Raw genomic sequence first — 12,762 nt, forward strand, 5'->3', positions numbered from 1 at the left:
GGGCGGCAGGCGCTACATGCGAGCTCTATGGCGTTCTTCCCCCGCGCGTTCGCGCCCGTTCTCGTCGTGGCCATGTCCACGACGGTCCTTGCCCAGACCAGGGCTCCCGCACCGGTCCAGGCGTCCGCCGTCAAGGTCGATCCCACCGCATGGCTCTACAAGGGCAGCGACCTGCCGCACGATCCGGCGTGGGTGTTTGGCACGCTGCCGAACGGCCTGCGCTATGCCGTACGCAAGAACGGGGTGCCGCCGGGGCAGGTGTCGATCCGCGTCCGCATCGACGCGGGCTCGCTCAACGAGAAGGACAGCGAGCGCGGCTTCGCCCATTTCATCGAGCATCTGTCGTTCCGCGGGTCGGCATATGTGCCCGATGGCGAGGCGAAGCGGGTGTGGCAGCGGTTCGGCGCGACCTTCGGGTCCGACAGCAACGCATCGACCACGCCGACGCAGACGCTGTACAAGCTCGACCTGCCGTCCGCGACGAACCAGACAGTCGACGAAAGCCTCAAGATCCTGTCCGGGATGATGGCCGCGCCGGTGCTGACCGATGCCGCCGTTTCCGCCGAACGCCCGATCGTGCTCGCCGAACGCCGCGAACAACCGGGTCCGCAGGTCAAGTTGCAGGACGCGATGAACGGGTTGTTCTTTGCCGGACAACCGCTCGCCACCCGCTCCCCGATCGGCACCGTGGAGACGCTGGAGGCGGCGAACGGCGCCAGCGTGAAGGCGTTCCACGATCGCTGGTATCGTCCGGAAAACGCGGTCGTCATCATCTCGGGCGACATGGATGCCGCCACGCTGGGCCAGCTCGTCACCAAACATTTCGCCGACTGGAAGGGCAAGGGCCAGACCAGCCCGGCGCCCGATTTCGGCAAGCCGTCGTCGCAACAGCCGACGTCCGCGACGCTGGTCGAACCCGGCCTGCCCCCGCTCGTCATGATGGGTGTGGTGCGCCCGTGGCAGTACAATGACGACACCAGGCTGTTCAACCAGAAGCGGATGGTCGACACGATCGCGGCGAAGGTGATCAGCCGCCGCCTCGAACGCCGCGCGCGCGCCGGTGCGAGCTTCGTGCAGGCCGGCGTCGACCTCGACGACCGGTCGCGCTCGGCGAACATGACTACGGTCCTGATCCTGCCGGTCGGCGATCAGTGGGAACAGGCGCTGAAGGACGTGCGCGCGGTGATCGCCGATGCGCAGAACTCGCCGCCGACGCAGGCGGAGATCGACCGCGAATATGCCGATTACGAGGTCGCGATCCGCAACGGCGTCGAAACCGCGCGGGTCGAGGCGAGCGCCAAGCAGGCCGACGACATGGCCGGCGCGCTCGACATCCGCGAAACGGTGACCGCGCCGGAAAACTCCTACGCGATCCTGACCGAGGCCAAGCAGAAGGGGATGTTCAACCCCGCCGCGGTCTTCGCCTCGTCGAAGAAACTGTTCGAGGGCACGGCGACTCGCGCCCTCGTCAATACGCGCACCTCGGAAAAGGGCACGGCGGAGAAACTCGCCGCCGCGCTGAAGGCAGACGTATCGACGCTGACGATCAAGCGCGCCAATCAGGCGGCGGTCGATTTCAGCAAGCTGCCGGCGCTCGGCACGCCCGGCACCGTGGTCACGCGCACCCCGATCGAGGGGTTGCCGGTCGAGAAGATCGTCTTCTCCAACGGCGTCCGCATGCTGCTTTTCCCCAATGCCGACGACACCGGTCGCGTCTTCGTGCGGGTACGGTTCGGCAACGGCTATAACGGCTTGCCCGCGAACAGGCCGAGCCCGGCATGGGCCGGCGATCTCGCGCTGATGGAAAGCGGGATCGGCAATCTGGGTCAGGATGACCTCGACCAGCTGACTGCCGGCCGTCAGCTCGGCCTCGATTTCGGTATCGACGAGGATACCTTCTCGGTCGCCGCGCTCAGCAGCCCCAAGGATTATGCCGACGAACTGACGCTGATCGCCGCCAAGCTTGCCCATCCGCGCTGGGACCCGGCACCGGTGGCCCGCGCGAAGTCGGCGGCGCTGACCGCGATCCCCGGCTATGATTCGTCGGCGGACGGCGTGCTGTCGCGCGATCTGGAGGGCCTGCTGCACGCCGGCGATCCGCGCTGGGCGACGCCCGATGCCAAGGCGGTGAATGCCTTGACACCGAAGGGCTTCCAGTCGTTCTGGTCGCCTCTGCTCGCCAGCGGCCCGATCGAGGTCGACGTGTTCGGCGACGTCAAGGCGGAAGAGGCGGTCGCGGCGGTGGCGAAGAGCCTCGGCGCGATCCCTGCGCGCACCGCACCGGCGACCACGCCGCCGCCGGTTCGCTTCCCCGCGCACAATACGACGCCGGTCCTGCGCTATCACAACGGTCCGGACAATCAGGCGAGCGCCGTGATCGCGTGGCCGACCGGCGCCGGGATGGCCGATATCGCCGAAGCGCGACGCCTCGACGTGCTGGCGCAGGTGTTCAGCGACCGCCTGTTCGAACGGATGCGGCAGGCCGCAGGCGCGAGCTACAGCCCCGGCGTCGCGAGCAGCTGGCCGAAGGGCTTGCCCGGCGGCGGTCGCCTGATGGCGGTCAGCCAGGTCGCACCCGCGAACGTCGATCTGTTCTTCCGCCTGTCGCGCGAGATCGCGGCGGACCTCGCCAAGAACCCGGTCAGCGACGACGAACTCGCCCGCGTGAAGGGTCCGCTGCAACAGGTCTACGCCCGCGCCGCGACCAGCAGCCTGTTCTGGCTGCGCGAGCTGTCCGGCGGCGCATACGACGACCGGAAGCTGGACGCGACGCGCCGCATCGGCCGCGACTTCGGCGACGTGACGCCCGCAGTGCTGCAAGCGACCGCAGCGAAGTATCTGGTGCCGCAGAAGGACTGGACGCTGGCGGTGCTGCCGAAGAAGAAGTGAGGGGCGATGAGGGTGCGAGGTTCGCCGCTGACCTCCCCCTCCGTCACCGCTACGCGGTGCCACCTCCCCCTCGCGGGGGAGGAATGACCTCGAAGTCCTCCCTCGCTTGAACGGGGGAGGGGGACCGCCGGCGCTAGCCGGTGGTGGAGGGGGCGCTTCCGCGGGCGCCGAGTTCCGTGAGGATGTGCTGCATCACGCCGTCGAGATTGCGCAGGACATCGGTCGCGCTGATCCGCAACGTACGGATGTCCTTCGAGGCCAGCCACGCATCCCGACGTGCATCGCGCGCGGGCCGATCGCCGCGACCATGTGCCTCGCCGTCCACTTCGATCACCAGCGGGGCTTTGGCGCAGTAGAAATCCAGCACGTACGGATCGGCAGGCACCTGCTTGCGAAAGCGGACGTCCAGCTTCCGTAACTCCCGCCACAGCAGGATCTCCGGCAGCGTCAGTTCGCGCCTCAGACGTTTCGCCTGATCGAGGTTCCGCTTCGAGCCACCAAGCTCCAACCCTGCCTCCCCCTCCGTCACCGCTACGCGGCGCCACCTCCCCCTCGCGGGGGAGGAATTAAGATCAGTCCTCCCCCGCGAGGGGGAGGTGGCGCGCCGAAGGCGTGACGGAGGGGGAGGTAGGCGATGAGCTCTCAGCTCAATCCCTCAAGCCGATGAACCGTCGCCTCATCCCTTACCCGCTCACCCCTTGTACAAAGCGTCCAGCCGCTCGCCGTAAACCCCCCGGATCACATGCCGCCGTATCTTCAAACTCGGCGTCAGCTGCTCGTTTTCGATTCCGAACGGCGCGTCCGCCAGCACGAACCGCCGGATGCGCTCGGTGACCGACAGTTCCTTGTTCACCCGCTCGATCGCCTGGCCGATCGCGGTGCGGTACGCGCTGTTCTCCGCCAGTCGCTCGAACTTGCACGACGTGCCGTTCGCCGCGCACCATTCCTGCGTCCAGTCGGGGTCGGGCACCACCAGCGCGACCATGTACGGCCGCCGGTCACCGGCGATCATCGCCTGCACGATCTCGGGTTGCAGCGTCAGCATCCCCTCGACCTTCTGCGGCGCGACATTGTCGCCCTTGTCGTTGATGATCAGGTCCTTCTTGCGGTCGGTAATCCTGATCCGGCCGGCGCTGTCGATCTCGCCGATGTCGCCGGTGTGGAGCCAGCCGTCCTTCAGCACCCGCGCGGTTTCCGCTTCGTTGCGCCAATAGCCGTGCATCACCAGCTCGCCGCGCACCAGGATCTCGCCGTCGGGCGCGATCACGACCTCGGTATCGATCAGCGCCGGGCCGACCGAATCCATCCGGATGCCCGCGCTGGGCCGGTTGCACGAGATCACCGGCGCCGCCTCGGTCTGGCCATAGCCTTGCAGGAAGGTGACGCCGAGCGACTGGAAGAACAGCCCGACCTCCGGCGTCAGCGGCGCGCCGCCCGACACCATCGCCTTCATCCGCCCTCCGAACTTCTTCGCGATCTTCGGCTTGAACAGCGTACGCACCAGCAATTGCGCCGGTCGGTCGACCAGCCGCACGCGCCCGTCATTCTCCTTCGCGCCGACGTCGAGCGCCTTGGCCAGCAGATAGGACGACATGCCCCCCTGCTTCTCGATCGCCTTGCTGATCCGCGTGCGCAGCACTTCGAACAGGCGAGGCACGACGAACATGATCGTCGGCCGCACCTCCTCGATATTCGCCGCCAGCTTGTCGAGACCTTCGGCATAATAGATCTGCCCGCCCAGCCCGATCGGGAAATGCTGCCCGCCGGTGTGTTCGTAGGCGTGGGACAGGGGCAGGAACGACAGGAACACCTCGTCGTCCCAGCCGAAATCCTCGGAGATGACGGTCGCGCAGCCCTTTACGTTGTGCAGGATCGCGCCGTGATGCTGCATCACCCCGCGCGGCGCGCCGCCGGTGCCGCTGGTGTAGATGATGCAGGCAAGGTCGCCGCGCCGGAACGTCGCTGCCGCCTCGGCCTCCGCCGGGTCGGCCGGATGATCCGCGATCAGCGTCCGCCAGTCGTGGAAGTCGACCCCGCCCTGCGGCGCGCGCATCGCATCGATACCGATCACCGTCTGGCCGCGGTTCGATCGCAGCACCGCGGTCAGCAGCGTCTTGGCCAGCTTCTCGGTCGACACGATGATCGCGCACGCACCCGAATCGGCGATGATGTGGGTGTGATCGCGCTCGGTATTGGTGATGTAGGTCGGCACGGTGATCGCGCCCGCCGCCATGATGGCGAGGTCGCTGATGCACCATTCCGGCCGGTTCTCGCTCACCAGCATTACCCGGTCGCCCGGCTTGATGCCGATCGCCTTCAGCCCGGCGGCGAGGCTCGCGACCTGCCGCGCCGCCTCCGCCCAGCTCGTCGCCGTCCACGCGCCGCTGGTCTTGGTCCACAGGAACGGCGCGTCACCCTTCTCGCGCGCCCGCGTGAAGAACATCGTCACGAGGTTGGGGAAGTGTTCCAGGCTGCGTGCCGGGGTGCTGCTCATCGTGTCTCTCCTGTCGCGGCGATGCTCGTGGCCCGCCGTCATTCATTCCGAAGGGCGATTGGCGACCGGCGCCATCCGCGTCACGTCGCTGACGCTGCCGTCCTCGCCGATCGCCACGCCCTCGCTGCGCGGGTCGGCGGCACCGATCCACCGGCCCTGACGCCATTCAATCGCATTCGCCTTAAGCCCCATCGGCGCGACCTGCACTTGCTCGCCGAGGGCGGTCAGCCCCGCCTGCAGGGCGACGGCGGACGATCCGGCCTCCAGCGTCGCCCCCGGACCCGGCGCATACACCAGCCCGAGCGCGATCGCGTCCTGCGCCGACAGATTCCAGTCGAGTACGCCGACCAGCGCCTTGGCGATCTGCGCTATGATCGTCGATCCGCCTGCCGCGCCCAAGGCCAGCCGGACGCTGCCGTCGGCATTGTAGACGATCGTCGGGGCCATGGACGATCGCGGCCGCTTGCCGCCTTCCACCCGGTTGGCGACCAGATAGCCGGTCCCGTTCCCCTCCTTGGCAAAGGGTACGATATCGAAATCGGTCAGCTCGTTGTTGAGGACGGTGCCGTCCATCACCAGCCCCGATCCGAACGGCCCCTCCACCGTCGTCGTCACCTCGACCACGTTGCCGTCGCGGTCGGCCACGGCGAGGTCGGTGGTGCCCGCGACCTCGCTGACCGGCGCGGGCGTACGTGCGGGCGCCCCCGGCGGGGTGCCGGCGGTGACGCTCGCCAACGTCGTGTTTTCCGAGATCAGTGCCGATCGCGACGCCAGATATGTCGGATCAAGCATGCCCTTGATCGGCACCGCCACGAAATCGGGATCGCCGACGTACATATTGCGATCGGCATAGGCGAGGCGCGAGGATTCGGCGAACAGGTGCCACGCGACCGGCGATGCCTTGCCCAGCTTTGCCATGTCGAACCGTTCGAGCTGCTTCAGGATCATCAGCACGGTCACCCCGCCCGACGACGGCGGTCCCATGCCGCAGATACGATAGCTGCGATACGGCTCGCAGATCACGTCACGCGGCTTGGCGTCATAGCTGGCGAGGTCGCCCGTAGTCATCTTCGACGGGTTGTGCGCCGCGCCGTTGACCGTCGCGACCAGCTTCTGCGCCTGCGGTCCGACGTAGAAGCTGTCCGGACCCTGACGGGCGATCCGCTCGAGCAGCGCGGCCTGCGCCGGATTGCGCATGATGCCGTCCGCGGGGATGGTGAACACCGTCCGCGCATCGGGCGTCAGATGCGTGCCATAGGCGGCGACGGAATTGCGAAAACGGAGCGTCGCCCGAAATCCGTCGCGCGCCAGCCGGATCGCAGGTTCGAACAGCTTCGCCCATGGCAGCTTGCCGGCCTGCCGATGCGCCAGCGCCATGCCGCGCAGCGCGCCAGGCACGCCGACGCTGCGACCGCCGGGCACGGCATCCCGCCGGCTCATCGGGGTGCCGTCGGCGGCATAGAACCAGCGGGCGTCGGCGGCGGCCGGCGCGGTTTCGCGTGCGTCGATCGTCGTGACCTTGCCGGTCTTCGCGGCATGGCGAACCCAGAAACTGCCGCCGCCTAGGCCCGAGCTTTGCGGTTCGACCACGTTCAACGCCAGCATCGTCGCGATCGCGGCATCGGTCGCGCTGCCGCCGGCCTTCAGGATCTCGACGCCCGCCGCCGACGCGCGCGGATCGGCGGCGCTGACCATGCCGGGGGCTCTGGTGGACACCGGCGTGGGATGTCTGGTTTGCGCCGCGCAGGCGGTGAGCGGCAGCGTCGCGGCGGCGAGGGCGATCGACAGGGTCTTCATCGCCGCAAAGCCTAACGGCTACCCGGCCGAGGGCAACCCGTTACGCCGCCACGGCCTGCGCGACATCCGTAAATCCGTCGCGCGCCAGCAGCCGGTCGAGGTCGTGCAGGATGCATCGCGCCAGTCCCGGCCCCTCGAACACCAACGCCGAATAGACTTGCACCAGACTCGCGCCCGCACGGATGCGGGCATAGGCTTCCGCACCGCTATCGATCCCGCCCGCCGCGATCAGCGCGATCGCGCCGCCGGATGCGCCGCGGACATCCGCCAGCCGCTGCCGTGCGAGCGCGGCGAGCGGTGCGCCCGACAGACCCCCGGTCTCGCCAGCCTGCGGCGATCGCAAGGCAGGCCGCGAGATCGTGGTGTTGCCCATGATGATCGCGTCGATCCGGCTCTCGATTGCCGCCCGCACCACGCCGTCGATTGCCGCGGCGTCGAGATCGGGCGCCACCTTCAGGAACAGCGGCGTGTCGCCCCGCGCCCCGGTGCAGGCCGCCAGCAGTTCGTCCAGCGCCGCACCATGCTGCAAGTCGCGCAACCCCGGCGTGTTGGGCGACGAGATGTTGATCGTGACGTAGTCGGCGATCGGCGCGGCGGCGCTCACCCCCGCGACATAGTCGGCGACGCGGTCGGTGGCATCCTTGTTGGCGCCGACGTTGATCCCGAGCCGCCCCGTTCCCCGCGCCGCGATGCGCGCCCGCGCCAGCCCGGCCTCCAGACCACCATTGTTGAACCCCATCCGGTTGATCACCGCGCGATCCGCGACCAGCCGGAACAGCCGCGGCTTGGCATTGCCGCTCTGGGGTACGGGCGTCAGCGTCCCCATCTCCACCGCGCCGAAGCCCAGCCCGAACAATCCCTCGATCGCGACCCCGTCCTTGTCGAGCCCCGCCGCCACGCCCAGCGGGTTGGCAAAGGAGAGGCTGCCGATGCGGGTGGCGAGCCGCGGGTTCAGCTTGGCCGCAGGGTAGGGCAGCTTCGCCCGCACGCCCAGCGCCTTCAAGGTAAGCGCATGCGCACGCTCCGCATCGAGGGCGAACAGCAGGGGGCGGAGGGGATAGGACATGTGGCTGCCCATCGCATCAAGATGTGTGCAGGTCAAAGCTCGCCTGCTTTCCAAACCGTCATCTCGGCGAACGCCGGGACCCATGGACGCACTCGGCTGCTGATGGACGTACCGCCGGCCGATCGCATCCATGTGTCCCGGCGTTCGCCGGGATGACGGATGGTGATGTAGATGCCCTCCCACCTTGACCGCAGCGCACAAAAGCCTATCTCGCAATCGGATCGAATTGATCCGATTTGCGACCCGTTCTCAACAAAGCGGCCGCAACAACCGACTCGGAGCCGATGCGCCTCAGCAGCCTAGCCGATTATGCGGTCGTGATGATGTCCGCCGCCGCCCGTCATTGCGGCGGCGCGGCGCGTCTCAACGCGACCCTGCTCGCCGAGGAAACCGGCGTGCCGCTGCCGACCGCGCAAAAGCTGGTCAGCCGCCTGTCCTCCGCCGGCCTCATCGAGAGCGCCCGCGGCACCGGCGGCGGCTTCCGTCTCGCCCGCCCCGCCGCAGCGATCAGCCTCGCCGACATCATTGAGGCGGTCGAAGGCCCGATCCAGATGACCTCCTGCGTCGAGGGCAGCCGCCACGATTGCGCGATCGAGGGCAATTGCCAGGTCCGCCCGCATTGGGGCGTCGTCAACGAAGCGGTTCGCGGCGCGCTCGCCGGCGTATCGCTCGCGCGCCTTTCCCGAGCGCCCATCCCGACCCACGATCCGATTTCCAGCCCCATTCCCGCCCTCGTTGGCGAACAGGTGTAACCATGGCGACCAAGAACGCAGAGGCCTACGCGGCCGTCTCCAAGACCTACGAATGGGGCTTCTCGTCCGATATCGAACAGGACTTCGCGCCGAAGGGCCTGAACGAGGACACCGTGCGCTATATCAGCGCCAAGAAGAACGAGCCCGAATGGATGCTCGACTGGCGCCTGAAGGCCTTCCGTCTGTGGCAGACGATGGAGGCACCGGACTGGGCCAAGCTCAACGTCCCCCCGATCGACTATCAGGACGCCTATTATTACGCCGAGCCCAAGGCGAAGCCGAAGCTCGGCTCGCTAGACGAGGTCGACCCTGAAATCCTGCGCGTCTACGAAAAGCTCGGCATCCCGATCGCGGAGCAGAAGATGCTCGCCGGCGTCGAGGACCTTGACGAAAACGGCCAGCCCAAGCGCCGCGTCGCCGTCGACGCGGTGTTCGACAGCGTCTCGGTCGCCACCACGTTCCGCAAGGAACTGGAAGCCGCCGGCGTCATCTTCCGCTCGATCAGCGAAGCGATCCGCGAATATCCCGACCTCGTCCGCAAATGGCTCGGTAAGGTCGTGCCGCAGCGCGACAATTACTTCGCGACGCTCAACAGCGCGGTCTTCAGCGACGGCACCTTCGTCTACATCCCGGAGGGCGTCCGCTGCCCGATGGAGCTGTCGACCTATTTCCGCATCAATGCCGAGAACACCGGCCAATTCGAACGCACGCTGATCGTCGCAGATAAAGGAAGCTACGTCTCCTATCTCGAAGGCTGCACCGCCCCGATGCGCGACGAGAACCAGCTCCACGCCGCGGTGGTCGAATTGGTCGCGATGGACGATGCCGAGATCAAGTACAGCACCGTCCAGAACTGGTATCCCGGCGACGAAAACGGCGTCGGCGGCATCTACAATTTCGTCACCAAGCGCGCGCTCTGCCAGGGCAAGAACAGCAAGGTGTCGTGGACCCAGGTCGAAACCGGATCGGCGATTACCTGGAAATACCCCAGCTGTGTGCTCGCGGGCGAAAACAGCGTCGGCGAATTCTACTCGGTCGCGGTCACCAACAACCGTCAGCAGGCGGACACCGGCACCAAGATGATCCACCTCGGCAAGGGATCGCGCTCGACGATCGTGTCGAAGGGGATTTCGGCCGGCCGCTCGGACAACACCTACCGCGGCCTCGTCCGCGTCGGCCCGATGGCGGAAAACGTCCGCAACTTCACCCAATGCGACTCGCTGCTGCTCGGCGACCAATGCGGCGCGCACACCGTGCCGTACATCGAGGTGAAGAACCCGAGCGCGCAGATCGAGCACGAAGCCACCACGTCGAAGATCAGCGAGGACCAGCTGTTCTACGCCATGAGCCGCGGTCTGGATCAGGAGGCTGCGGTCGCCCTGATCGTCAACGGCTTCGCCCGCGAAGTGCTGCAACAGCTCCCGATGGAATTCGCCGTCGAAGCGCAGAAGCTGCTGGGCATCAGCCTTGAGGGCTCGGTGGGCTGACCAATCGAAGCCCCTCCCCTTCAGGGGAGGGGTTGGGGTGGGGGACGCGGGCGACACTCTCGGTGAGACACGCCCCACCCCCAAACCCCTCCCCTGAAGGGGAGGGGCTTAAGGAAGAAGATCGACACAGATGCTTAAAATCGAAAACCTCCACGCCGAGATCGACGGCAAGGCCATCCTCAAGGGCCTGTCCCTCACCGTGAACGCGGGCGAGATCCACGCGATCATGGGGCCTAACGGCGCAGGCAAGTCGACGCTCGGCTACGTCCTCGGCGGTCGCCCCGGTTACGAGGTGACCGAGGGCAGCGTCACGTTCGACGGGCAGGACCTCCTCGAACTCGCCCCCAACGAACGCGCCGCCGCCGGCGTGTTCCTCGGCTTCCAATATCCGGTCGAGATCCCCGGCGTCAGCAACGTCCAGTTCCTGCGCGAGGCGCTCAACGCCCAGCGCGGCAGCCGCGACGAAAAGCCGCTGTCGGGCGCCGAATTCCTCAAGCTCGCCCGCGAGGAAGCGCGCAAGCTCGACATGGATGCCGAGATGCTCAAGCGCCCGGTCAACGTCGGCTTCTCCGGCGGCGAAAAGAAGCGCAACGAGATGGTGCAGATGGGCGTCGTGAACCCCAAGTTCGCGATCCTCGACGAAACCGATTCCGGCCTCGACATCGACGCGCTCCGCATCGTCGGCGACGGCATCAACCGCATCATGCGCGCGCCCGACAAGGCGGTGCTGCTGATCACCCACTACCAGCGCCTGCTCGACTACGTGCAGCCCGACTTCGTCCACGTGCTGGCGGACGGCCGCATCGTCCGCTCGGGCGGCGCGGAGCTGGCGCACGAACTGGAGCGCGAGGGCTACGCGGGGGTGGCTGCGTGATGATCACGCGAAGCCGCGAAGACGCGAGGAGAGTGGTTCACGCGGAGACGCGGAGACGCGGAGGATGCGCAGCAAGTGGCGCGCTCTCGCGGATCATCGCCAACAGCAGCGAGACAGCCCTGACGGGCAAGATGAAGACCTGCGCCGAAGGCGCAATCATCCTCTCTTCTCCTGCTCCCCTTCTTCTCCGCGTCTCCGCGTCTCCGCGCGAAACACCTTCTTCTCGTAGCGTCTTCGCGCCTTCGCGTGATCATCTCTCTCCGACCAGAGCCGCAGCATGACCCTCGACCTCCCCACCACCCGCGAGGAAGCCTTCCGCTGGGCCGACATGCCCGCGCTCGAAGCCGCCCGCGCGCTCCCGATCGCCACAACCGAAACGCCCGACCCGATCCTCGCCGACGCCGCACGCCTCGTGTTCACCAACGGCATGCTGATCGAGCATATCGGTGACCTCACGATCACCGAGGAAGCCGTCACCAGCGTCCACGCACTCGCCCGCTTCGCCTCGGGCAATGGTCACCGCATCACCCTCGCTCCGAACAGCGTCACGACGATCGAGATCACCCGCATCAACGCTGGTGAAGACAGCCAGACTCCGCTCGTCATCACGCTGGGCGAAGACGCCGTCCTGACGTTGGTCGAAAGCTACACCGGCGCCGGCTGGACCAACACGCTCACCCGGTTCGACCTCGGCAGGGGTGCCCGCGTCATGCGCGCCGTCCGCATCGTCCAGTCCGCCGGCTTCGTCTCCACCCGCGACGAGGTGACCATCGCCGAAGCCGCCAGCTTCGTCAGCGTCGCGCTCGGCGCCACCGCCGCCGGCACCCGGCTGGACGCCGCCCTGACACTCAACGGCGACGGCGCCTACGCCGAGCTCGGCGGCGCATTACTCACCCGCGACGACCAACGCCAGGAATGCGCCGTCCGCGTCCGCCACGCGCACCCCAACGGCCAGTCGCACCAGCTCTGGCGCGCGGTCGCCGCCGATCGCTCGACGGTCAGCCTCGCCGCCGCCGTGGAGGTCGCCCGCGACGCGCAGAAGACCGACGGCGAACAGTCCCTCCGCGGCCTGCTGCTCCAGCGCACCGCGACGGTGAACCTCAAGCCCGAACTGGAAATCTTCGCCGACGACGTGAAGTGCGCCCACGGTGCAACGATCGGCGAACTCGACAGCCGCGCACTGTTTTACATGCAGAGCCGCGGCATCCCCGAATCCCGCGCGAAAGCACTCCTGACCCGCGCCTTCGTCGCCGACGCGCTCGACCGCATCGCCGATGAGACCGTCCGGGACGCGTTCGCCGCCGACGCGGATGCATGGCTGGAGCGCATTCTATGACTCCCCTCCCTGCCAGGGAGGGGCTGGGGGTGGGTGGCGTGCTCGCGCTACGTCGCCTACATCGCAA

9 protein-coding genes are annotated in these 12,762 nt (G+C 67.6%); 5 read left to right on the plus strand and 4 right to left on the minus strand.

Going from position 1 to position 12,762, the window contains the following annotated elements; genetic code table 11:
* The first annotated feature begins 27 nt into the window (after positions 1-27).
* Positions 28-2,889 carry a M16 family metallopeptidase gene (locus LRA87_RS04675; RefSeq protein ID WP_230629586.1) on the plus strand — a complete coding sequence of 954 codons (2,862 nt, stop codon included), beginning with the start codon at positions 28-30 and terminating at the stop codon, positions 2,887-2,889.
* A 133-nt stretch (positions 2,890-3,022) separates the two neighbouring features.
* On the opposite strand, the gene LRA87_RS04680 is transcribed toward LRA87_RS04675, so the two are convergent.
* The 4 genes from LRA87_RS04680 to LRA87_RS04695 form a co-directional block, all read right to left on the minus strand.
* On the minus strand, positions 3,023-3,397 hold the full coding sequence (locus tag LRA87_RS04680; RefSeq protein WP_230629587.1) for an endonuclease domain-containing protein: 375 nt from the start codon (positions 3,395-3,397) through the stop codon (positions 3,023-3,025).
* A 183-nt stretch (positions 3,398-3,580) separates the two neighbouring features.
* Positions 3,581-5,383, minus strand: a complete 1,803-nt coding sequence (locus LRA87_RS04685) for an AMP-dependent synthetase/ligase (RefSeq protein WP_230629588.1) — start codon at positions 5,381-5,383, stop codon at positions 3,581-3,583.
* A 42-nt stretch (positions 5,384-5,425) separates the two neighbouring features.
* Positions 5,426-7,180 carry a gamma-glutamyltransferase gene (gene ggt / locus LRA87_RS04690; protein ID WP_443024826.1) on the minus strand — a complete coding sequence of 585 codons (1,755 nt, stop codon included), beginning with the start codon at positions 7,178-7,180 and terminating at the stop codon, positions 5,426-5,428.
* 40 nt (positions 7,181-7,220) lie between these two features.
* Positions 7,221-8,246, minus strand: a complete 1,026-nt coding sequence (locus tag LRA87_RS04695; protein ID WP_230629589.1) for a quinone-dependent dihydroorotate dehydrogenase — start codon at positions 8,244-8,246, stop codon at positions 7,221-7,223.
* Positions 8,247-8,530: 284 nt separating this feature from the next.
* On the opposite strand from LRA87_RS04695, the gene LRA87_RS04700 reads away from it, so the two are divergent.
* The 4 genes from LRA87_RS04700 to LRA87_RS04715 all read left to right on the plus strand — a co-directional run bounded on the left by LRA87_RS04700 (position 8,531) and on the right by LRA87_RS04715 (position 12,695).
* A complete protein-coding gene (locus LRA87_RS04700; RefSeq protein WP_230629590.1) occupies positions 8,531-8,998 on the plus strand; it encodes an SUF system Fe-S cluster assembly regulator in 468 nt (155 codons plus the stop codon).
* Positions 8,999-9,000: 2 nt separating this feature from the next.
* Positions 9,001-10,485, plus strand: coding sequence for a Fe-S cluster assembly protein SufB (sufB, locus tag LRA87_RS04705; protein WP_230629591.1), 1,485 nt, complete (start codon positions 9,001-9,003; stop codon positions 10,483-10,485).
* A 130-nt stretch (positions 10,486-10,615) separates the two neighbouring features.
* A complete protein-coding gene (gene sufC, locus LRA87_RS04710; RefSeq protein WP_230629592.1) occupies positions 10,616-11,359 on the plus strand; it encodes a Fe-S cluster assembly ATPase SufC in 744 nt (247 codons plus the stop codon).
* 277 nt (positions 11,360-11,636) lie between these two features.
* On the plus strand, positions 11,637-12,695 hold the full coding sequence (locus LRA87_RS04715; RefSeq protein WP_230629593.1) for a SufB/SufD family protein: 1,059 nt from the start codon (positions 11,637-11,639) through the stop codon (positions 12,693-12,695).
* Positions 12,696-12,762 lie beyond the last annotated feature (67 nt).

The organism is Sphingomonas sp. Leaf37, assembly GCF_920939475.1.
Classification (GTDB): Bacteria; Pseudomonadota; Alphaproteobacteria; order Sphingomonadales; family Sphingomonadaceae; genus Sphingomonas.